Origin of the sequence: Mucilaginibacter sp. 14171R-50 (genome assembly GCF_010093045.1) — a bacterium.
Lineage (GTDB): Bacteria > Bacteroidota > Bacteroidia > Sphingobacteriales > Sphingobacteriaceae > Mucilaginibacter.
The window spans coordinates 4,411,640-4,433,742 of the sequence record NZ_CP048115.1 but is presented as its reverse complement, the minus strand read 5'-3'; the positions used below and the strand labels follow the sequence as shown (position 1 = coordinate 4,433,742).

General features: G+C 43.5%; 23 protein-coding genes. 9 read left to right on the top strand and 14 right to left on the bottom strand.

Annotated elements, in window-relative coordinates; genetic code table 11:
* Nucleotides 1-46: 46 nt before the first annotated feature.
* Nucleotides 47-337 carry a hypothetical protein gene (locus GWR56_RS20055; RefSeq protein WP_162432971.1) on the top strand — a complete coding sequence of 97 codons (291 nt, stop codon included), beginning with the start codon at nucleotides 47-49 and terminating at the stop codon, nucleotides 335-337.
* 357 nt (nucleotides 338-694) lie between these two features.
* Here GWR56_RS20055 and accD read toward each other — a convergent pair whose 3' ends face one another.
* Nucleotides 695-1,567 (bottom strand): acetyl-CoA carboxylase, carboxyltransferase subunit beta, encoded by an 873-nt coding sequence (gene accD / locus GWR56_RS20050; protein ID WP_162433271.1) that lies wholly within the window; start codon nucleotides 1,565-1,567, stop codon nucleotides 695-697.
* A 251-nt stretch (nucleotides 1,568-1,818) separates the two neighbouring features.
* On the opposite strand from accD, the gene fbaA reads away from it, so the two are divergent.
* The 3 genes from fbaA (at nucleotide 1,819) to GWR56_RS20035 (ending at nucleotide 3,893) form a co-directional block, all read left to right on the top strand.
* Complete coding sequence (gene fbaA, locus GWR56_RS20045; RefSeq protein WP_162432970.1) at nucleotides 1,819-2,898, top strand: class II fructose-bisphosphate aldolase; 1,080 nt, start codon at nucleotides 1,819-1,821, stop codon at nucleotides 2,896-2,898.
* A gap of 88 nt (nucleotides 2,899-2,986) precedes the next feature.
* The gene (locus tag GWR56_RS20040) at nucleotides 2,987-3,493 is read left to right on the top strand and encodes a low affinity iron permease family protein (RefSeq protein WP_162432969.1); all 507 of its coding nucleotides are present in this window, start codon (nucleotides 2,987-2,989) and stop codon (nucleotides 3,491-3,493) included.
* A complete protein-coding gene (locus tag GWR56_RS20035) occupies nucleotides 3,459-3,893 on the top strand; it encodes a GNAT family N-acetyltransferase (RefSeq protein WP_162432968.1) in 435 nt (144 codons plus the stop codon). Before GWR56_RS20040 ends, GWR56_RS20035 begins: the two co-directional genes overlap by 35 nt.
* A gap of 339 nt (nucleotides 3,894-4,232) precedes the next feature.
* On the opposite strand, the gene GWR56_RS20030 is transcribed toward GWR56_RS20035, so the two are convergent.
* From GWR56_RS20030 to GWR56_RS20000, 7 genes are all read right to left on the bottom strand, one after another.
* The gene (locus GWR56_RS20030) at nucleotides 4,233-5,090 is read right to left on the bottom strand and encodes a hydroxymethylglutaryl-CoA lyase (RefSeq protein WP_162432967.1); all 858 of its coding nucleotides are present in this window, start codon (nucleotides 5,088-5,090) and stop codon (nucleotides 4,233-4,235) included.
* Nucleotides 5,091-5,093: 3 nt separating this feature from the next.
* Nucleotides 5,094-6,407 carry an NAD(P)/FAD-dependent oxidoreductase gene (locus tag GWR56_RS20025; protein ID WP_162432966.1) on the bottom strand — a complete coding sequence of 438 codons (1,314 nt, stop codon included), beginning with the start codon at nucleotides 6,405-6,407 and terminating at the stop codon, nucleotides 5,094-5,096.
* Nucleotides 6,408-6,553: 146 nt separating this feature from the next.
* A complete protein-coding gene (gene secDF, locus GWR56_RS20020) occupies nucleotides 6,554-9,532 on the bottom strand; it encodes a protein translocase subunit SecDF (RefSeq protein ID WP_162432965.1) in 2,979 nt (992 codons plus the stop codon).
* 114 nt (nucleotides 9,533-9,646) lie between these two features.
* Nucleotides 9,647-10,129, bottom strand: coding sequence for a dihydrofolate reductase (locus GWR56_RS20015; RefSeq protein WP_162432964.1), 483 nt, complete (start codon nucleotides 10,127-10,129; stop codon nucleotides 9,647-9,649).
* Nucleotides 10,130-10,283: 154 nt separating this feature from the next.
* Complete coding sequence (locus GWR56_RS20010; protein ID WP_162432963.1) at nucleotides 10,284-10,505, bottom strand: type II toxin-antitoxin system death-on-curing family toxin; 222 nt, start codon at nucleotides 10,503-10,505, stop codon at nucleotides 10,284-10,286.
* Complete coding sequence (locus tag GWR56_RS20005; RefSeq protein ID WP_162432962.1) at nucleotides 10,502-10,702, bottom strand: hypothetical protein; 201 nt, start codon at nucleotides 10,700-10,702, stop codon at nucleotides 10,502-10,504. The genes GWR56_RS20010 and GWR56_RS20005 overlap by 4 nt, the downstream gene beginning before the upstream one ends.
* 23 nt (nucleotides 10,703-10,725) lie before the next feature.
* Nucleotides 10,726-11,547, bottom strand: a complete 822-nt coding sequence (locus GWR56_RS20000; RefSeq protein ID WP_162432961.1) for a thymidylate synthase — start codon at nucleotides 11,545-11,547, stop codon at nucleotides 10,726-10,728.
* A gap of 179 nt (nucleotides 11,548-11,726) precedes the next feature.
* On the opposite strand from GWR56_RS20000, the gene ispE reads away from it, so the two are divergent.
* A complete protein-coding gene (ispE, locus tag GWR56_RS19995) occupies nucleotides 11,727-12,530 on the top strand; it encodes a 4-(cytidine 5'-diphospho)-2-C-methyl-D-erythritol kinase (protein ID WP_162432960.1) in 804 nt (267 codons plus the stop codon).
* Between the two features lie 51 nt (nucleotides 12,531-12,581).
* On the opposite strand, the gene GWR56_RS19990 is transcribed toward ispE, so the two are convergent.
* The 4 genes from GWR56_RS19990 to tgt form a co-directional block, all read right to left on the bottom strand.
* Complete coding sequence (locus tag GWR56_RS19990; protein ID WP_162432959.1) at nucleotides 12,582-12,866, bottom strand: hypothetical protein; 285 nt, start codon at nucleotides 12,864-12,866, stop codon at nucleotides 12,582-12,584.
* An 826-nt stretch (nucleotides 12,867-13,692) separates the two neighbouring features.
* Nucleotides 13,693-14,595: a DMT family transporter gene (locus GWR56_RS19985; protein WP_162432958.1), complete on the bottom strand. Its 903-nt coding sequence runs from the start codon at nucleotides 14,593-14,595 to the stop codon at nucleotides 13,693-13,695.
* Nucleotides 14,595-15,710 (bottom strand): LptF/LptG family permease, encoded by a 1,116-nt coding sequence (locus GWR56_RS19980; RefSeq protein ID WP_162432957.1) that lies wholly within the window; start codon nucleotides 15,708-15,710, stop codon nucleotides 14,595-14,597. The genes GWR56_RS19985 and GWR56_RS19980 overlap by 1 nt, the downstream gene beginning before the upstream one ends.
* A complete protein-coding gene (gene tgt, locus GWR56_RS19975; RefSeq protein WP_162432956.1) occupies nucleotides 15,711-16,841 on the bottom strand; it encodes a tRNA guanosine(34) transglycosylase Tgt in 1,131 nt (376 codons plus the stop codon). It lies immediately after the preceding gene.
* Between the two features lie 221 nt (nucleotides 16,842-17,062).
* Here tgt and GWR56_RS19970 point away from each other — a divergent pair, with 221 nt between their 5' ends.
* The 4 genes from GWR56_RS19970 to rsmG all read left to right on the top strand — a co-directional run bounded on the left by GWR56_RS19970 (nucleotide 17,063) and on the right by rsmG (nucleotide 19,959).
* Nucleotides 17,063-17,425, top strand: a complete 363-nt coding sequence (locus tag GWR56_RS19970; RefSeq protein WP_162432955.1) for an endonuclease domain-containing protein — start codon at nucleotides 17,063-17,065, stop codon at nucleotides 17,423-17,425.
* Nucleotides 17,426-17,628: 203 nt separating this feature from the next.
* A complete protein-coding gene (locus GWR56_RS19965) occupies nucleotides 17,629-18,747 on the top strand; it encodes a glycosyltransferase (protein WP_202925352.1) in 1,119 nt (372 codons plus the stop codon).
* Nucleotides 18,738-19,343, top strand: a complete 606-nt coding sequence (locus GWR56_RS19960; protein WP_162432954.1) for an RNA polymerase sigma factor — start codon at nucleotides 18,738-18,740, stop codon at nucleotides 19,341-19,343. Before GWR56_RS19965 ends, GWR56_RS19960 begins: the two co-directional genes overlap by 10 nt.
* Complete coding sequence (rsmG, locus tag GWR56_RS19955; protein WP_162432953.1) at nucleotides 19,333-19,959, top strand: 16S rRNA (guanine(527)-N(7))-methyltransferase RsmG; 627 nt, start codon at nucleotides 19,333-19,335, stop codon at nucleotides 19,957-19,959. Before GWR56_RS19960 ends, rsmG begins: the two co-directional genes overlap by 11 nt.
* 9 nt (nucleotides 19,960-19,968) lie before the next feature.
* Here rsmG and GWR56_RS19950 read toward each other — a convergent pair whose 3' ends face one another.
* Together GWR56_RS19950 and GWR56_RS19945 are read right to left on the bottom strand one after the other, a co-directional pair.
* Nucleotides 19,969-21,621 (bottom strand): M56 family metallopeptidase, encoded by a 1,653-nt coding sequence (locus GWR56_RS19950; protein WP_162432952.1) that lies wholly within the window; start codon nucleotides 21,619-21,621, stop codon nucleotides 19,969-19,971.
* Nucleotides 21,618-21,995: a BlaI/MecI/CopY family transcriptional regulator gene (locus GWR56_RS19945; RefSeq protein ID WP_162432951.1), complete on the bottom strand. Its 378-nt coding sequence runs from the start codon at nucleotides 21,993-21,995 to the stop codon at nucleotides 21,618-21,620. Before GWR56_RS19945 ends, GWR56_RS19950 begins: the two co-directional genes overlap by 4 nt.
* Between the last annotated feature and the right edge of the window lie 108 nt (nucleotides 21,996-22,103).

Genomic DNA, 22,103 nt, shown 5'->3' with positions numbered 1-22,103 from the left:
GCCTCGTTTTTGATTATTTATCAGTGAACAATTAAAAACTACTATTATGGAAAACGACGAAAGAAATCCGGAATACACTCCAGATATTAACCCGAATGAAAACCCTGAAGAAAGCCAGTCGGATAACGAGGGTACAGGATACAGTCAGCAAACAGAGCGCGACCAGCCACGCGAAGGCGCCGATACATCGTTTAGCGAACAAAATGATGTAACGCCACCCGAAAGGCACGAGTTCCCGTCAACAGGTGCTGCAACAAAAACAGATTTTTCCAGCCGTAACCAGGGCCGTACAACGGGCCGTATGTTAGGGCATGAGCCAGGCACAGAGGGGATATAAGAAGCCCCCCAGCCCCCTGAAGGGGGAGCAGAAAAACAAAAAGGCCATTCGTAAAACTAACGAATGGCCTTTTTATGTAGTTTGCTTTTTTATCTTAGCATATGAATCCGATAATAGCAATTGGATATGTAATCATATTTACCGTCATCCATCAATTTACCAAAAAATGGATGGCCAATGGATTGCCAGCTTCAGTATATTATAGTTTGTTTGTTTTGTTTGCCGCGGTTTTTGTTATTTTAACCCTTATTTTGTTAATGATATTTAGCGGTGTACACTGTTAATTTAGCTTATGACAAAAAAACAAAAGGCCATTCGTAAAACTAACGAATGGCCTTTTTTATATCCAAGTTAAGCTTATTCAGCTCCCCCTTCAGGGGGCTGGGGGGCTTTCAACATTTTTAAGAACGATGCCAGTTTTTCTTTCATCTCCCTGCGGTCGACAATAAAATCAAGGAAGCCGTGTTCCTGTACAAACTCCGCGGTCTGGAAACCTTTTGGCAGGTCTTTTTTAATCGTTTCTTTAATAACCCTTGGGCCTGCAAAACCAATTAATGCACCCGGCTCGGCAATATTGATATCGCCCAGCATAGCGTACGATGCGGTTACACCGCCTGTGGTTGGGTCTGTTAGTAAAGATATGTACGGAACCTTTGCCTGGCTCAATAATGCCAGCTTAGCCGATGTTTTGGCCATTTGCATTAACGAGAACGCCGCTTCCATCATCCTTGCGCCACCAGATTTTGATATCATCAGGAACGGGATCTTATTAGCGATGCTGTGGTCGATAGAACGCGCTATCTTTTCGCCCACAACCGAACCCATCGATCCACCAATAAAGTTAAAATCCATACAGGCGATAACCAGTTCCTGTCCGTTCATTTTACCATGCGCGGCGCGTATGGCGTCGGTTAAACCGGTTTTATTTTTGGTTTCTTTAAGCCTGTCGGTATATTTTTTGGTATCGGTAAAGTGCAGGGGGTCGCCCGAATGCAGGTTTGTAAATAGTTCAGTAAACTGGTTATCGTCAAACAATACCGAAAAATATTCTTTCGAACCAATACGTAAATGATAGCCACAATAATGGCAAACGTATTGGTTTTCAACCTGTTCGGAGTAGTGAAGGGGTTTTTTACAGTTTGGGCATTTGTTCCAGATGCCGTCGGGGGCTTCTTTCTTTTCCTCAGTAGTCGTAATTATCCCTTTAATTTCTCGCTTAAACCACGCCATGTTTATATCTAAGTCTTTCAAGTACTGCAAAGAAACAAAAAATATCACAACAAGTTTGTAAATGTTAGCATAAGTTAAGGTTGTGATGAGCCTGGCCGCGCCAGTAAGTGTAAAAATAACACACTGAATATTGCCTTGTGTGCCTTTTAAGGCCGGTTATAGCTTTCTAACGGGTATTTGTACCTAAAACTTTCACAATCATATAGGTAAAACCCATATTTTTTATAACTTCGAGGCCCAAACATAAGCACATGGATTTAAAAAATATAAAAGGTGTTCTGCACGGCGATCAGGTGCAGGAACTATTTGAAGCAGCTAAAAAGCATCAGTTTGCTTTGCCTGCCGTTAACGTTATCGGCACAAACACTATTAACGCGGTAATGGAAACAGCTGCGGCTGTTAAATCACCTGTTATTATTCAGCTATCCAACGGTGGCGCGCAGTTTTACGCGGGTAAATCGTTAGATAACTCAAAGCTGCAAGCCTGCATTTTAGGTGGTGTATCTGCTGCAAAGCATGTGCATTTATTGGCCGAACATTATGGTGTTGCTGTAATTTTGCATACCGACCACGCTGCGAAGAAATTATTACCCTGGATAGATGGTTTGTTGGAGCACGGCGAGAAATTCTTTGCCGAAACAGGCAAGCCGTTATTCTCGTCGCACATGCTCGACCTTTCTGAGGAGCCTATTGAAGAAAATATAGAAATATCCGCCAAATACTTAGAACGCATGGCCAAAATGGGCATGACCGTTGAAATTGAATTAGGTGTTACCGGTGGCGAAGAAGACGGCGTTGATAACTCTGATGTGGATAGCTCGCGCTTGTATACCCAGCCCGAAGAGGTTGCGTACGCCTACGAAGAACTATCAAAAGTTAGTCACCGCTTTACTATTGCAGCTGCATTTGGCAACGTGCATGGTGTATACAAGCCCGGTAACGTTAAGCTTCAGCCGGTTATTTTGCATAACTCACAAGAGTTTTTAAAGAAGAAACACAACCTTACTGCCGAAAAGCCCATCAATTTTGTGTTCCACGGCGGTTCGGGTTCAAGCCAGGAGGAGATCCGCGAAGCGATATCATACGGCGCTATAAAAATGAACATCGATACCGACATGCAGTTCGCATTTTGGGAGGGTATAAGAGATTACTATCAATCAAAAGAAGGGTACCTGCAAACACAGATAGGTAACCCTGAAGGTGAAGATTCGCCTAACAAAAAGTATTACGACCCGCGCGTTTGGCTGCGTAAGGCAGAAGAAAGCTTTGTAAAAAGGCTGACTGTTGCTTTTGCTGATCTTAATTGTATAGATGTGAACAGCAAATTGTAGCCAGGTACAACGTATAAGCATAAAAGCGCCGGTGTTGGTAAACATTTGGCGCTTTTTTTTAGTTGTAGGTTTATTAAATGTACATGCCATGACCAATCATCGTAAAAAGAAAAATTTATTTGAAAGATTTGCCAACTGGGCTACCATTGCAACCGGCAGCTCCGGAGCGTTTATTACTGCCATTACGGTAATTTTAATTTGGATAGTTACAGGCCCTATCTTTCAATATTCAGATACCTGGCAGCTTATTATCAATACAGGTACAACCATTGTAACTTTTCTGATGGTGTTCCTGATCCAGAAATCGCAGAATAAAGATTCGAAAGCGGTGCACCTCAAACTGAACGAACTACTGGCATCGCACGCGGGTGCAAGTAACCGCATGGTAAATATTGAAGATCTTACAGAGCAGGAGCTTGATCATTTGTATAAATTTTATATCAGATTATCTAATTTAGCCGAGGAAGAAGATGATATCACCTGCACGCATTCGATAGATGCTGCCGATGAAAATCACAGTATAAAGTTATCGGGCTATAAATCTAAAAAGCATTACCAGGATGCCATCAAAAACAGAAGTAAGAAAAGTAAGTGACCCTGCCGACCTTGAAAAAGTATTTGCTATACGCCGGGAAGTATTTGTAGGCGAGCAAAATTGCCCGCCTGAACTGGAGTGGGAATTTGAAGATGAATCGACCCACTTTTTGGCTACTGTTGATGGTGAACCTGCCGGGGCATCGCGCTGGCGCAAAACCGATAAGGGTTACAAGCTGGAACGCTTCGCCGTACTGTCTAAGTTTCGTGGCCACGGTGTAGGGCAAGAGCTTGTAAAAGCCGTTCTGGCGGATCTGCCTGCTGATGCCGGCTATATTTACCTGCATGCACAGATACATGCCGTAACCCTTTACGAACGTTTCGGCTTTGAAAAAACCGGCCCCGAGTTTGAAGAGGCGGGTATAAGGCATTATAAGATGGTACGCCCCCCAGCCCCCTGAAGGGGAAAGTATTTGATCGCTACCGCGAGTTTTCAGGCTTTGGTTTGCATAAGCTGAAAGCTTATAAATGCCGCACCACCAGATATGCTGCACCAACCCCCGCGGCAGCAAAAGCAACAGCCAATTAAGGTTAACACGTATTTTTTATAAATTGTTGATAATCAATGTTTTATTCAAGAAAATAGGCTAATTGTGTTAACCATGTTAACCATGATTTGGGTTGTGAAGAGGTAGTCCGCGCCCAATTGCCCTGCCCGGGCAGCATTTGCCTCCATTCTTTGAACAACCGATAGTTGGAACAACCCGTGCCCCCGTCAACGCAGTAATAACAAAGTAAACCTACCCAAAAACTTTTCCCGAGTAATCCATCGCTTCGCTTAGTTTATCTAAATTAAGCCCCAGGTCGAGGTTTTGGTGCAGCAGGTAAGCTACAAGGTTTTCGGTAGCGATGTTGCCTGTAAGGTCATCTTTGGCCATCGGGCAGCCACCATACCCTTTTAGGGCCGCATCAAATTTATTACAGCCACTTTGGTAAGCAGCGGCTATTTTTTCCTGCCAGGTATCAGGTGTAGAGTGCAGATGTACGCCAAACTCTGTTATCTCTGATAACTTTGTGAGCGCAGGGTACAAAGCGGTGATCTGTTCGGGTGTGGCAACCCCTATGGTATCAGACAGCGCAATATAGCCAATACCCTCGTCTATCATTTTTTGCGCCCAATGCTGAACTATTTCCGTGTTCCACTCATCCCCGTAAGGGTTACCAAAACCCATAGACAGGTAGATCAGCAAACTTTTGTTGTTGGCGCCGCACAACTCGTTTATCCGTTTTACATTATCAAATGCCTGCGCAATGGTGGTATTGGTGTTTCGTAGCTGGAAGGTTTCGGATATGGAAAACGGGTAGCCCAGATAATGGATCTCCGGGTATACAACCGCCTCTTCTGCTCCCCGGTAATTAGCTATAATAGCCAGTAATCTCGACCTCGTGCTACCAAGGTCAAGCCGCCTTAAAACCTCGGCCGTATCACTCATTTGCGGTATGGCCTTGGGCGATACAAAGCTCCCGAAATCTATAGTGTCAAAGCCCACCTGTAAAAGCAGGTTTATGTAGTCGGCTTTAACATCGGTAGGCACAAAATCGTGCAAACCCTGCATAGCGTCGCGGGGGCATTCCGTAATCTTAATATGTTCGGCCATCAGTTAGTCGGGTTTAGAAACTTGTTCGTCTTTTTGAACCAGTTCGTCGCGCTTAAAGTTACGAATTATAAGCCTGCTGCCACCGTTGTAGGTAATATAGCTGGCAACCCAGTTGATGAATACAATAACGCGGTTACGACCCCCCATAAGCGATATCAGGTGAACAAACATCCAAATAAGCCAGGCAAAGAACCCCTGGAATTTCAACTTACCCAGGTCGGCAATGGCTTTGTTGCGGCCAATGGTTGCCAGCGATCCTTTGTCGTTATATTTAAATGGAACGGTAGGTTCGCCTTTTATAAGCCGGTAAATATTTTTACCGGTAGCCTCACCCATTTGTATAGCTACCTGCGCAACGCCGGGGTGCCCTTTGGGGGTTTCGGGCGTTATCATCGCTGCCACATCGCCAATGGCAAATATATTGGCGCTACCCGCAACGCGGCATATGGTATCTACTTTAATACGGTTGCCACGTTCAATCGCCTCTTTAGCAACCCCATCGGGTACAACTCCCATTACGCCCGCGCTCCAGATAACATTTTTCGTTAAAATGCTTTTGCCGCCTTCAAATTTTATTTCGTTACCGTCATAACTTTCTACCTTAACGTTCAACAAAACCTCAACGCCCATGTCGTGCAAAAATTTCTCGGCAGCTTTTGAGCCTTCGTCTGAGAAGGGCCCCAGCACTTTGGGTAAAAAATCTACCAGGTAAACCTTCATCTCTTCCCGGGCAAGTTCCGGATAATCCTTACAAAGCACATGGTTGCGCAACTCGGCCAGGGCCCCTGCAAGCTCTACACCGGTAGGGCCAGCGCCTACCAGTACAAATGACAGGTAGGGCGCGCGTTCTTCAACAGAGGGCTTTAAAATGGCTTCCTCGAGGTTCTGAAGTACCATATAGCGCAGGTTCAAGGCTTCGGGGATAGATTTCATTGGCATGGCAAAATGCTCTATCTCTTTATTGCCAAAGAAATTGGTGGTCGATCCGGTGGCTATAACCAGGTAATCGTAAGGTATCTCGCCAATGGTAGTAATTACAGTATTACGTTCTGTATCTATGCGGGTCACTTCGGTGTGGCGAAAACGCAGGTTTTTTTGCCCGTCAAAATTTTTGCGCAGCGAAAAGGCTATCGACTCGGCTTCTAAACTCCCGGTGGCTACCTGGTATAACAGTGGTTGAAAGGTATGGTAGTTGTGCTTATCAATTAAGATAACCTCTACGGGTTTTTCTGCCAGTTGCTTAGCCACCTGCAAGCCGCCAAAGCCGCCGCCTATAATTACTACCGTTGGAAATTTTGATTGATCAGTAGGGTTCATGAGCGATTGTATTTAAAATTGTTCCCCCTAACCCCACGGAAGGAGACTTTTTAACCCTCCCTTTAAGGGAGTTTAAGCGGGGCTATATGTAAAACAAAAAAGGCTCCAAATGTTCTTTGGAGCCTTTAATTTATATGAGATATTTATTACTTCAGGTCTTTCTTTCCAAAGTCGATGATAACCGGTGAGGCTACGCATATAGACGAATAGGTACCAAAAAGCACACCGATCAGTAAAGCGAACGAGAACCCGCGGATAACATCGCCACCGAAAATGAACAATATCACCAATATCAATATCACGGTAAACGCGGTGATGATAGTACGGCTTAAGGTATTGTTAATGGCATGGTTTATTACCACCTTGGGGTCATCGGTTTTGGCATGGTGCAGTTCAAGGAACTCACGGATACGGTCGAACACTACCACGGTATCGTTAATTGAATAACCTATAACAGTAAGCAGCGCAGCGATGAATGCCTGGTCGATATCCAGCGAGAACGGAAGGATATCCTTGAATAAGGAGAAGAACGACAGCACCAGCAATGAATCGTGCGCGGTAGCCACCATCGCTCCAAGGCTGAACTGCCATTTACGGAACCTGATCAAGATATAGGCCGATATTACAATAATTGCTAGAATAATGGTCCATTTAGCCGAGGCCTTAACCTCGTTTGCTATGGTGGCCTCTACCTTTTGATGGCTTAATATTTGTTTGGCCTCAATTTTGGTTTCCGGGTTTGCAGCAAGCGCCTTTATAAGCGCTGTTTGTACTTTGGCATCAGCATTTGCAGATGTATCATTTATTTGATAGTTGGTATTGATGCTCATTTTGTTATCAGTACCGTAAGTTTTAACCTCGGTACCGCGGCCAAGCGTTGCATCAACTGCATCGTGTATTTGCTCGGTAGTAACGGGGTGGTTAAACTTAATGATATAAGTATGCCCGCCGCCAAAGTCTACACCATAGTTAAAGCCGCGTGTAACCATAGATACCAAACCGGCCGCAATAAATATACCCGAGAAGGCATAAAACTTAAACCTGTTTTTTACAAAAGCGTAATTGGCGTTTTTGAATGTATGCGAACTCCACGGGCGAGAGAAACTGATATCCCAGCCTTTTTCTAGCATAAACTCGAATATAAGCCTTGAGATCAACAGTGAGCAGAAAAGGGTAGTTACGATACCGATCATTAAGGTTGTTGCGAAACCCTGTATTGGGCCGCTACCGAATAGGAACAATATAACCCCTGTTAAGAATGTACTGATGTTGGCATCAAGGATAGAAGGTAAAGCATGTTTAAAACCATCGGCTACAGCTATACGGATAGATTTGCCCAGGGCAAGCTCTTCGCGCACGCGCTCGTAAACCAACACGTTGGCATCAACCGCAACACCCAATATTAAAATGATACCTGCAATACCCGGTAGCGTTAACACTGCGCGCAGGCTCACCAATACCCCCATCAGGAAAAATACGTTGATCAGTACCGCTATAACGGCAACTGTACCCGCGCGTTTGTAATAAGCGATCATGAAAATAAGGATCACCACCAAACCTAATATACAAGATAATAAACCGGCGTTGATGGCTTCCTGACCTAATGACGGGCCTACAACCGCTTCGCCAATGATGCGTGCAGGTGCAGGTAAACGGCCGGCTTTTAATATGTTGGCCAAATCCTTTGTATCCTCAAGAGTAAAGTTACCACCTGATATGGATGATACCCCGCCCGAGATTTCGTTTTGAACGTTAGGGGCCGAGTAAACGTTATCGTCAAGTACGATGGCTATAGCCCTTTTGTTAGCGCCTGAAGAGGCTTCGGCGGTAATGGTTTTCCATTTTGCGGCACCCTGTGAGTTCATATACATGGTAACCTCGTAGCCGCCTTTCATTTGGTCTACATCACTGCGCGCATCGTTTATCACATCGCCCGACAGGACAGGGCCGTTCTCGGCACCCGAAAGTTTGATAGCGTAAAGTTCAAATACTTTTGAGTTTTTGATAGGTTTTACGCTCCATAAGAATTTCATGTTTTGCGGAATAACCGATTTGATATCGGCACTACGCAGGTAGCTGTTTACCTTAGCGGTATCTTTTTGTGCAGTGTAACCAACAATTGGGCCCGGGCTTAATTGCTGCTGGCCCGTTTGATCCTGATAAGTAACAGGCGACATAACCGCGAATAGCGGGTTAGCGGCCAACTGGTTTTTAACCAAACTGGCAGAATCTTTATTGGTGCTGTTTTTTAATTTGTTTACTAACGAATTTGCTGGCTTACCGGCAGCAGATGTATCTTTTGCCGCTGCCAGTGATTTTGCGGTATCGGCTTTTGAAGTATCGACTTTTGAAGTTTTGTTTTTAGCAGCTAACAGGCCGTTAATGTTGTTCAGCAAACCGTAAACCTCGGTATTGTCAAAAGTTTGATAAAACTCCAGTTTGGCCGAACCCTGCAAAAGTTTGCGAACGCGCTCGGGCTCTTTAACGCCAGGTAATTCAATTAATATACGATTAGTGCTTTTTTGCAGCTGAATGTTTGGCTGTGTAACACCAAACTGATCTATACGAGTATGTAGCACCGTGTACGACTGTTGCACAGCCGTGTTTGCCTGATCTTTTAAATACGCCTCAACATCGCTGTTTGACGAGTTGAATTTTAGCTTTTCCTGGTTGTTACTGTTTGCAAATATGGCGGCAAGCTTTGAATTTGGCGCCAGTTTTTCGTACTCGTCAACAAAAAGTGTTATATAATCCTTTTGTTCGGTAATGCTGCGTGCCTGCGCGTTGGCCAGTGCCTGGTTAAAAGCCGGATCGGTATTGTTGTTTGCTAAGGATGTTACCAGCTCGCGCAGCGAGATCTGCATGGTAACGTTCATGCCACCTTTTAGATCCAGGCCCAGGGCAAGTTCCCGTTCTACGCAATATTGGTAGGTGTGGTTAAGTACCGGGTAAACCGGTAATGTGGAAACAGAATCAAGATAAGCCTTCTCCTTTTCAGGATCGCCTTTAGCATACGCCTTAGCATCTTGCTCAACTTTGTGGGCCACCCATGTGAACGAAAACTGGTATAAGCACACCACAGCCAGCAGAATGGCGAAAAATTTAATAACCCCTTTACCTTGCATCGCGAATTAAATATGTAATTAATTAGTTTATAAGCTTTTTAAATAAGACGGCAAATCTAATAAAATTTCACAAGCATGAAATTTTTAATTGAAACAAAATAATCTGTGTTTTTGTTAGCGGCGGTTAAGTGTGATAAATGAGTACGGCAGCGGATTTTTATCATCCGGTTCGTTGTAAACGCGGCTTACCTCGTCCCATTTCAGGTAATCGATCTCTGGGAAAAACGTATCGGCCTCAAAATCCTTGTGGATAATGGTCAAATATATCCGGTCGGTTTTATCCATCGCCTGCCGGTATATCTCGGCGCCACCTCCAATAAAAACTTCATCCTCATGCGCGCAAAGGCTAAACCCTTCGTCAATTGATTTTACCACCTCGCAACCGGGTATTTGTATATCCTGCCGGGTAACTACAATATTGCGGCGGTTGGGCAGCGGCTTACCAACCGACTCATACGTTTTGCGCCCCATGATAATGGTGCGGCCTGATGTTATCTGCTTAAAGTGTTTAAGATCATTTGGCATATGCCAAAGCAACTGGTTGTTTTTGCCAATGGCGTAATTTTGGGCTATAGCTACTATAATGGAGATGGTCATTGAATTTTAATTGAATGCTGAGTGATCTAATCTTTTATTTGATCGAAATTAAATTGGCCCATACTCGCAGCTATGGCCATATCGTACTTTTCTTTTGGCGATGCTACGAGGGTAATATTTTCAATCCTCATGGTAAGGCGAAGTAAAAGATATGCTATACGTTTTTACCATCGATAAAAGGGTGATTGATAATGAGACTTTCAAATACCGCAGCGCCTTTATCAGCAGCTGTCGGATAAAGATCTTGCTGATCGAAGGTCATTGACGGACGCGCTAAAGCGGCTTCCAAACCTGTGATATCTCTAACGCCCTTATTTCCGCCAAACTGATCAATTAAATCGTTGTGATATCGTTCAACCTCCTGTAAGTCAATCATTGCGCAAGTTTCCTAAATACTTCTTCGTCTTCAGCAATTATTTCTTTTACATATTCAGCACGTTTTGCCTTTTCAGTGATTTTATTACTTACATCTTGTATGTAACCTAAAACCTCTTGCAGCAGGTTTTCAGGAGCATTTTCAGGAATTTGCTCAACGGCTTTCTGTATCTCTTCTTTTAACTCTGTAGTGCTCATACCCAAATTTACAAAACATCCGTCTAAACCGCAACAACGCCCTTAATATGCGGGTGTGGGTCGTAGTTCTCCAGTGTGAAATCTTCGTACTTAAAATCGAAGATGTTTTTTACATCCGGGTTGATGCGCATGGTTGGCAATGGCCTTGGTTCGCGGTTTAGCTGCAGGCGGGCCTGCTCTAAATGGTTGTTGTAAATATGGGCATCGCCAAAGGTGTGGATAAAGTCGCCGTAATCCAGGTCGCATACCTGGGCCATCATCATGGTAAGCAAAGCGTACGACGCGATGTTGAAGGGTACGCCTAAAAATATATCCGCGCTGCGCTGATATAATTGACAGGATAATTTTCCTCTTGTTTCACCTTTAGCGGTGTTGGGGGGCTCCACATAAAACTGAAACAAGCTATGGCAGGGTGGCAGGGCCATCTGGTTAACATCGGCAACGTTCCATGCCGATACCATAATACGCCGCGAATCGGGGTTTGTCTTCAATTGGTTTACAACCTGTGTTATCTGGTCTATATGGCCCCCATCGGGTTTTGGCCAGCTGCGCCACTGGTAGCCATACACCGGGCCAAGGTTGCCGTTCTCGTCGGCCCACTCGTCCCAGATGCGTACGCCATTATCTTTAAGATATTTGATATTGGTATCGCCGCTCAGAAACCAGATCAGCTCATGAATGATGGACTTAAGGTGGAGCTTTTTGGTAGTCACCATCGGGAAGCCGTCCTGCAGGTTAAAACGCATTTGGTAACCAAACACGCTAAGGGTGCCTGTACCGGTGCGGTCGTGCTTCTGCGCTCCGTTCTTCATCACATGCTGCATCAGGTCGAGGTACTGTTTCATTTTGTTAAATTTTTATCATTGAGTCATTGGGTCATTGAGTCATTATTTTTTACGCTTGTCCAATGACACAATGACAGCGTAGCGATGACTCAATGACCTTGTCGAAGACAAAGAAAAATAATCTATTTTTGGTATCCTACTGATGTGTATAAATACATGCGGTGTTAATTGAATTTTTGATGATAGTATTCCCGAACGCCAAAATAAATATCGGCTTAAATATTGTTGCCCGCCGGCCTGATGGGTACCACGACCTAGAAACCGTTTTTTACCCGGTGAAAATTAACGACGTACTGGAAGTTACAGAAGCTGACAAATTAAGCTTCGAATCATCGGGACTTGACATTCCCGGGGCAGGGGTTGATAACCTTTGCATCAAGGCATACCACTTGCTAAAAAAAGACCACCACCTGCCGCCTGTAAAAATTCATCTGCACAAAAATATCCCAATAGGAGCGGGGCTTGGCGGAGGCTCGGCCGACGCCGGTTTTTTCGTTAGGTTGATGAACGATAAATTTGAACTAAGGTTGTCGGCTGATAGGATGGAAGATTATGCCCGCAGACTCGGCGCCGACTGTGCTTTCTTTATCCGCAACCAACCGGTGTTCGCGTTTGAGAAGGGGGACGAGTTTGAACCCATCAATCTCGACTTGTCGGCCTATAAAATTGTATTGGTGATGCCTGATGAGCACGTATCAACCGCGGAGGCTTACAGAGGCGTAAAACCGACCCCGGTCCGCGATTCGTTATACGACCTGATAAAAACGCCCCTTACGGCATGGAGAGGGCGCATTAAGAACGATTTTGAAAGCCATATCTTCCGCGATCATCCCGTTATACGTGGCGTAAAAGCAGAACTCTACGAACATGGCGCCATATACGCGAGTATGAGCGGCTCTGGTGCGTCGGTTTTTGGCATTTTCGAAAACGTACCGAACCTTAGCGCGATGGAAGAATTTAACCAGGTTTTTTACAACGTCTAGGCAACGATAAAGAACGTGACCTCGCGGCAATTAGCAATATAACCGCGGCCTCTAATCCCTACTAATATAATCACGGTCCTCGTCACTTAGTGTATTTTTGTCTTCGCCGGCATGCAGTTCGTCGTAGTGCTCGCTGATATTGTATTTTTTATTTTTTGGCCGTCCAACCAATACGCCCAGGATGAAAGCGGCCAACGCTATGGCTGTCATCACCGCAAGTTTTGAAATACTTTTTTTAACAAACAAAATGGTGAACCACGCCTCGTCGGTATTTTGCATAATGACGATAGTGATTAGCACTACAAGTACGAGTGCGAAAATATTTTTAATACTCATGTTGTCTTCCGGTTTTTAGTTTATACAATATGCGCTTTTTAAATCTTTTTTAAAAACGTTGTAACTGATCAGCGGTTTGCAATAAAAAAACATACCAGTAAAAGTCCGCTCATGCTACTCTCTCGAAACGATCGTTTCAAAAAGTTTTAAGCACGTCTTTTCCCCGCGCGGGGCCGCATACATATTGGCCTAATTTTGGTATTTAACCAATGACTGGTCTTGAACAAATAACCGTTGCCTCGAATCGATTTTTAAGCATCAGTTTTAATGTTAAAACGCGCTGCTGTATACAAAGTTAGTGCTCCCCGTATTTTTTTAAAAAGCTGAAAGTTTGAGTTCGGTACACTTTGAAAAGAAACTCGACTTATTTTTCGGACGTAAATTATTTAGTGACTTAAACTATTGTATTTATCTGATTAATAATATTTTATTGCCATATTTTACCGCGTATACTATCAAGTGCTATTTTTTTTAGTATTTGTAAATTTAAAAGGGCAATTTTATTTGAAATTATTGTTCTTATAAAAAGTATAAATATTTGATTTTCACGTTTTTATATTAATACATAAATTGATTAGTTTAATTGTAAATTGCGGAAATAAGCACTTACATCAGCTATGTTTATAACTAAACTTTACTTGGGCAATCAGTACACTAATTGATTTTTAAATTTGCCCCAGTTTCGCACCAAAATGTTTTTACAGCATGGAGGTGGGCAAAAATTAATAATGGCTTAAAACGACTTAAAACGCGCCGTACAACAGGTGCGTTTTATCCCCTACCCCACAAGACAGGATTGGCAAAACAGCAGAATTAGAAGAAGAATTTACAATTTACGGCGTTTAGCAACCTGCTTTTGAGCCACAGGAAAAAGGAAGATAGTAGACAGTATAATAACCGAACCTACCCAAAAACCAAGCGACATTTTGTTCATATCACCGAAAAAAAGGAAGGCCATAATTATTCCATACACCGGTTCGAGATTGGTTATAAGGGCTACGCGAAAGGCCGAAAGCTCGCGCATTACCGATACGCCCGCGACGTACGCAAGCGATGTACACACAGTGCCCAGCAATAATAAATATCCCAGATCAGCAGCTTTCGGTATCAAAAAACCGGCGGTGCCTGCGGTGGTAAAAAGGTAGATAGTGATCCAGAGCAGCGCGCCAGACAGCTCATAAAAAGCGATAACAGGCGCCTGATGATGCTTTACCTGGTGGCTGTTGATGATGGCAAAAAGGCTTGCAAGCACAGCGCTGATTAGCCCGGCAATTATACCCTTAGTGTATTGTGTTTCGAATTTGAAAATTAATATGATACCCGCTATGATCAAAATGCCGGCCAAAATCTCCATTCTTGAGATGCGCTTTTTATTAATTAGCGGCTCAAAAATCGCCGTAAAAAGCGTGATGGAAGAGAGGCATACCAAGGTTACCGGCACCGTTGAAAGCTTAATAGAAGCAAAGAAAAGTATCCAATGCCCGCCCACTAAAGCACCCGTAAGCAGTAATTTTAGCGCGGTTTTGGCGGTAACTTTGAACGCAGTTTTGTTAAATTTGAAGTACAAAAATAACGACAAGCTTGCTATAAGCACCCTGTACCACACCAAATTTACTGCTGAAATAGAAATAAGTTGACCTAAAATTCCGGTAAACCCCCATACAAAAACGGTGAAATGCAGTATTAAAAGGTTCTTGTTTATGCCTGCATTATTGTTTAAAACAGTCATTATTTTGGTGCTTTAGCAAGAAGAATGTAGCCCAGTGTGCCAAATATCAGGTTGGGCATCAGCACTGCCATAAGCGGCGGAAAGCCCCCCTTTATGGCAAATACGAGGGCGAATTTATTCACTACAATATAGGTGAAGCATATAAAAATACCGATGCCTAAAGGCAAACCAACGCCACCGCGCACTTTTCTTGACGCTATGGCGACCCCGATACAGGTGAGTACAAACGAAGATAACGGCTCCACAAAGCGGCGGTATTTTTCAAATTTCATATCGGTAATTACGCCGGTGCCGCGTGTCTTTTCTTTTTCGATACCCTTGTTTAAAGCGGTTAAAGACATAGCGCTGTAGATATTGCTGGCTACATTATCATGCGCTTCAAAATCAATCGGGCGCATGTCTAAAACGGTATCGATAGAGGGCAGGTTTTGCTTAAAAACTTCTTTTAAACCGTTTACATATCGTATGGTTGGCATGATGATGGTCCATCGGTTTTTAAGCGAATCGTACTTGATACTGGTAGCGGTTAGCTTCTCTTTTAGTTCGTCGCCATCAAATTTTTCAAGTGTAAAGTTATAACCAGTTTGCACATCCGGGTCATACGTTTGCAGGTAAACAAAGGTGCGTTTATCAAGCTGAATGTGTACTTCTTGTTTTGAGGGGTCGTCGTTTTTAAAGAAATGAGCGCCTTCAAACGTGATCTTTAGCTTATTGGTAAAGGGCAGCAGGTAAACATTTGCGAACAAGGAAACGGTAAATATTAGCCCGGCAGATAACACATAGGGCCGCAAAAAGCGATAAAAGCTGGCTTTGCTTGTTAAAATAGGCACGATCTCTGTTTGATTGGCCATTTTAGCAGTAAAAAAAATAACCGCTAAAAAGTTAATGAGCGGCGAAAGCAGCATCAAATAAAAGGGGATAAACCCGGCGTAATAAGTAAAAACAATATCGTTTACCGATACGTCGTCGCCCAAAAAATTATCAAGATGCTCGGATATATCAAACACAACCGATATCACCATAAAAATCCCCAATGTAAACACAAAGGTGCCCAGGTATTTTTTGATGATATACCTGTCAATTACAGTTAAATATCGGTGTAAGAATGCTCTCATTTATAATCTTTGGCCTAAACGGTTCACCATAACTTTCTTCCACTCGTAAAACTCGCCGTTAATAATTTTATTGCGTGCTTCGGTTACCAGCCACATGTAAAAGTGCAGGTTATGCAATGTAGCTATTTGCGCCCCCAGCATCTCGCCGCTATGTATCAAGTGGCGTAAATAAGCTTTAGTATAACATGTGTCCGCGTAAAGATCGCTATCAACCTCAATAGGGCTAAAATCGTTCTTCCACTTTTCGTTTTTAATATTAATGATGCCGTCCTTGGTAAACAACATGCCATTGCGGGCGTTTCGGGTAGGCATTACACAATCAAACATATCAATACCCAAAGCAATGTTTTCTAATATATTAACCGGTGTACCCACACCCATCAGGTAACGGGGTTTATGCTGGGGTAAAATATCGCAAACAACCTCTGTCATGGCGTACATTTCTTCGGCAGGTTCACCTACCGATAAGCCCCCAATAGCATTGCCTTCTCGTTCAAAAGAGGCGATAACCTCAGCCGAGCGCACCCGCAGGTCCTTATATACCGATCCCTGCACTATCGGGAAAAGCGTTTGGCTGTAACCATATTTGGGTTCGGTAGTATCAAAGCGGTCGCAGCAGCGTTTAAGCCAGCGGTGCGTCATCTCTATAGAACGTTTTGCGTAGTTGTAATCGCACGGATAGGGGGTGCATTCGTCAAATGCCATAATGATATCGGCACCTATAACGCGCTGAATATCCATTACGTTTTCGGGCGTGAACAGGTGTTTTGAGCCGTCAACATGCGAGCGGAACGTAACGCCTTCTTCCTTTATCTTTCGCACATCGGTAAGCGAATACACCTGGTAGCCGCCGCTATCTGTTAAAATAGGGCCCTGCCAGCCGTTAAATTTATGCAAGCCGCCGGCCAATTCTATGGTATTTAGCCCGGGCCTTAAGTATAAATGGTAAGTATTGCCTAATATAATCTGCGCCTTAATATCGTTTTTCAGTTCGCGCTGGTGTACTGCTTTTACCGTGCCGGCTGTGCCAACAGGCATAAAAATAGGCGTTTGTATAACCCCGTGATCTGTAGTAAGCTCGCCCGCGCGGGCTTTAGATAGCGGGTCTTGTGCGGTTAAATTAAATTTCATTTAGTGTTGCAAAATTAGCAAAAGTTTGCGGGTTTACCCACCCCGGCATCGCTGCGCTTGCCGACCCTCTCTGGTGCGCAAAGAGGGTGAAGAAAAAGAGGCTTACGCTCTTTCCGCCGCAGGCGAAGAGAGGGTCGCGCACGAAGTGCCGCGGGGTGAGTAAATAGCCGCGCAGTGATTTATGATTAGCAATTCAGGGTGAAATATTTGTAACTTTCACTATGCCGTCCATAATACAACTGTGCCGCGAACTAAGACAAAGGCAAACTCCTGCCGAATCAATACTTTGGAATATCCTGAGAAACCGAAATTTTACAGGTAAAAAATTTTTACGTCAACACCCCATTTGTGTGCGATCTGTTATGGGAAGATACGATTATTATATCCCCGATTTTTACTGTGATGAATCGAAATTGGTTATTGAAGCTGATGGGCCGGTTCATTTATATAAAAAGAAGTATGACAAGAATAGAGATATAATATTGTCGAGCTTGGGGCTAACAATTCTGAGATTCAAAAATGTCGATATCGAGGAGGATTTAGAGAGCGTTTTAGAGAAGATCAAGCAAAGTTTGCGAAGTTAACTCACCCCGGCATCGCTGCGCTTGCCGACCCTCTCTGCTGCGCAAAGAGGGTGAAGAAAAAGAGGCTTACCCTCTTTCCGCCGCAGGCGAAGAGAGGGTCGCGCACGAAGTGCCGCGGGGTGAGTAAATAGCCGCTTTGTTAAGAAATTTTGCCTCAAAGTCTCACCTATTTTTATCAAATTTGCACCTTATTATCAAGGGGTTTGGAAGTTTATATTCACGAGGCGCTATTTGTTCTGTTTCAGCTATGTTTTATTGTTCAGCTGTATTACCTGCTAAGTAACCACAGCCGGCTTACCCGCTATGCACCTGCGCAGCAACTTCCGCCGCCAACTGTACCCGTTTCGGTTATCATCAGCGCACGTAACGAGGCCCGTAATTTGACGGAAAACCTGCCTTATATTTTGCAGCAAAACTATCCGGATTATGAAGTGGTAGTTATAAACGATTGCTCTACCGACGATTCGGACATGATACTGCTGGAGATAAAACAGGAGTTCCCCCATCTTAAAATTGTAACGATCACGGAGCATGAGCGGTATAAAACCGGTAAAAAGTTTGCCCTTACACTGGGTATAAAAGCCGCCAAAAACGAACATCTTTTGTTCACCGATGCCGATTGCAAGCCGGCTACCCTTAATTGGATAACCCTTATGGCGGCCGGTTTTACGGGTTCAACACAAATTGTTTTAGGTTATTCGCCATACACCCGCACCGGTAACTTCCTGAATCCTTTCATCAGGTTCGAAACCGTAAAAACCGCTATAAGTTACCTTTCGGCAGCGCTTAACGGCGATGCTTATATGGGTATAGGCCGCAACCTGGCGTATACCAAATCGTTGTTTTTTAAGGCGAAGGGATTCGCGTCCCACATGCACGTCATATCCGGCGATGACGATCTGTTTGTGAATCAAAACGCCACGCCCGGGAACACCAGTATACAAATACACCCGGATACCTTTACCTATACCGATGCTAAAACCACATTGAGCGGCTGGTTCAGGCAAAAAAAGCGGCATATGGGCGTAGGCAAATTATATAAGAACAGCCACAGGCGAATGCTAAGTTTTGATGCCGTTAGCGGGTTTTTATTTTATGTTTTATTTATATTGTGCCTGGTATTTAAATTTGAACCCCTTTTAATTATAGGCGTTTTTGTTTTCAGGTGGATGCTGCAACTGTTGGTTTATAGCAAAGTATTTAAAAAGCTGGATAACGGCGACCTGGTATGGGCGCTGCCATTTTTTGATATGATATATTATATATACTTAAACGTGTTTGGATTGATAGGTACTTTTATTAAAACAACGCGATGGAAATAAATAAACATTTCACCGAAAATGCTAAAAACGATTTCCATCTGGTTGTAAAGGCAAAGGGAGGTAACCAAAAAGCTTATGCCGACCTAATGCACCGGTATAAAGATTCGATATATTTTATGGTGTTAAAAATGGTTAACAACAAAGAGGACGCCATGGACCTTACCGTTGAAACCTTTGCTAAAGCTTTTGAAAAACTGGAAAAGTACCAGCCCGAATATGCGTTTAGCACATGGCTTTTCCGCGTAGCAACCAACAATTGTATCGATTTTATACGCAAGAAGAAGCTTAGCACGCAATCCATACATAGCATGATGGATGAAGAAGGTGACGAAAAACCGCTTCAAATAAAATCAGACGGCTTGAACCCCGAAGAAACATCCATCAAAAAACAACAAACCGAAGAACTAAAAGTATTGATAGATAGTTTACCCATACGCTACCGTAACCTGATAACCCTGCGCTACTTTGACGAACTTTCGTACGAGGAAATAGCTCAACAGCTTGATCTGCCCCTGGGTACGGTTAAGGCGCAGTTATTCAGGGCCAGGTATTTGTTAGGTAATATCATTAACCGTTATAATAAGGATGACATCTGATATCCTGCTTAAATATTTCCCGGATATTACGGCCCACCAGCAGGCCCAGTTTGCACAACTGCAGCAACTGTACACCTTTTGGAACAGCCAGATCAACGTAATATCCCGAAAGGATATCGACCTGCTTTATGAGCGCCATGTGCTGCACTCGCTCGGGATAACCAAAGTAATGACCTTTTTACCCGGCGAAAACGTACTGGATGTTGGCACGGGTGGGGGTTTCCCGGGCATCCCGCTGGCTATACTTTTTCCCGAAACTAATTTTCACCTCGTAGATTCTATCGGGAAAAAAATTAAGGTGGTTACAGAAGTAGCCGCTGCGTTGGGGCTCAAAAATGTAAGGGCGACACATGCCCGTGCGGAAGAAATTAAAGAGCAATTCAACTTTGTGGTATCGCGCGCAGTTACGCAGCTAAAGGATTTTTACCCCTGGGTGAAAGGCAAATTCAAAAAGCAGTCGGTTAATAAATTTCCAAACGGAATACTGTATTTGAAGGGAGGCGACTTAACGCAAGAAATTGCCGACGCGGGTTTAGCCGTGCAGCAATTCTACCTCAGGGATTATTTTGAGGAGGAGTTTTTTGAAACCAAGCAGGTTATCTATATAAAGGGGTAACCATTACCGCTACTTTAAATATCCTGCCAGGGTTACTTGTCCCATAAAGTTTTTGGCATCTACCACATGGTCAGTTAAGGCTGGCGGTGCGTAAAACTGACGCGCCTTCTCATTTATCAACATAAATGTTGCTACCATTGTATAGGTGCCCGGTGCCTTATCTATAGTGCCGTTAAATGCTTTTAACGCCCTGATGGCTTCTTCGTCGCAACCGTATCCTATTCCCTTTGCAACTTTAACATCAGTTATTTTATGTTCGTTATTAATAACAAGCGAAAGTATCACATCTCCGTTTATCCTTTTATCGAATGCTGCGGTGGGATAGCGTGTGTATTTAGCCATATAAGTGAACAATTGATCATAAGCAGAATCGTAAGGTGGCGGTGGCGGCGGTGGTGTGCCGTTAAACTTGTCTCTGGTTACAACCGGCGGCGGAAATTTTACATGGCTAACCTTTAACTTTTTTGGAGGCGCGGGTGGTGGTGGCGGTGATTTAAGCTTAACTTTAGGCGGTGCAGGCGGCGGTGGCGGCGGTATAGTATCTTTTTTTTCGCGCGCAACAACAGATACATCAAACCCTTTTTCCTTTAGGGTTATTTTGTCTTTTTCTGTTAAGCTGTTTACTGTGTAAACGGATTCAACATTGGTTTTAGGGTTAGTGAACACCATTTTATCTGATATTACCGTAACCTTATCTGCCTTATTAACTATTTTCAAGGTATACTTGGTGCTATCAATAACAGGATCGGGTATCTCCACAGTTTTTTGTGGCGCCAGGTCTATCACGGCGTAATCCTTACTAAACAATAATGTTGATGTGCAGAGCATGCCGGCACAAAGCGGCACCGCTGCCAGGTACTTTAGCCTTGCTAACTTACCCGATCGTTTTTGATTTAACATAATGATCCTCTTTTTTAATAGGTTATAATTGAAAAATGAATGCGAAATAGGCGCGCCCTGTATGCCATAGGCGTTGTTAAGTAAAAAGGAGGAATAAGCGAGTGTGTCCCGCTCGTACGCGGCGGTTTGCTCGTCGGCTATGTATTCGTGCACGGTTTTAAGGCTGCGCTGCATAAGGTATATGAACGGATTGAACCAGTTGATAACCTTTAATATTTCTAAAAAAATAATATCGGCCGAATGCTTTTGGCGTATGTGCACCAGCTCATGGGCTATAATAGTTTCGGCCTGCGGAATATTACTACCTACGTATAAATAATTGAAGAAAGAAAAGGCGGTGTTTTGGTCATTAAGTTTAACCAGCTTATACTGATCCTGGTATAAAGAATGATTATTACGAGTAAGTACATATAATTTGCGCAGACGGAATAAAAATATCAAGCATGCTATAATAGTGCCTGTTACATAAACATATAACACAACATCTTGCAATGTAAAACTATGGGTAGCAACAGCGATTGGGGCAGGCGTAAATTTAACCTGGTTCACCGTACTGGGTACAGGTTCCTCAATTATTATTTGTTCAACCGGTTTTAGTATGCCTAACCTGGTAACCGGCAGCACAAAAGAAACAATGCAGCTAAAGATGAGGTAGGCCCTGCTTAAATTGTAGTGGGTATCGCGGTTTAAAAGCAGGGAATAACACAAATAAAATACACCCAGGTAAATATTTGCTTCGACCAGGTAATGCAGCCAGCTCATTTTTTTTGAGATTTTAGTTTGTTGATCAGTTCTGTAAGTTCATCAAGTTCTTTAAGGCCCAGGTTTTTTTCGTCGGCTATGAACGATACCAGGCTTTTGTAGGAGTTATCAAAATAATTGCTCATCAGTTTATCAAACGTAAATTTTTTATAATCATCCTCGCTGATGAGCGGGAAATAAACGTGCGAGTTGCCGTAGGCTTTATGATCTACAAACCCTTTTCCTTCCAGCACGCGCACAACCGTTGATACCGTGTTATAAGCGGGCTTGGGCTCGGGGATCTTTTCCAGGATATCCTTCACTATCGCTTCGTTCAATTGCCACAGTATCTGCATGATCTGTTCTTCAGCTTTGGTCAGTTCTTTAAGTTTCATAGCAAACTATTTTTATAGTTAGACTAAGGTAGAACTATTTTTATAGTTTGCAAACTATTTTTATAGTTTTTTTTTCCATGAAAAGTATTTACTTGTTTTAACCGTAAA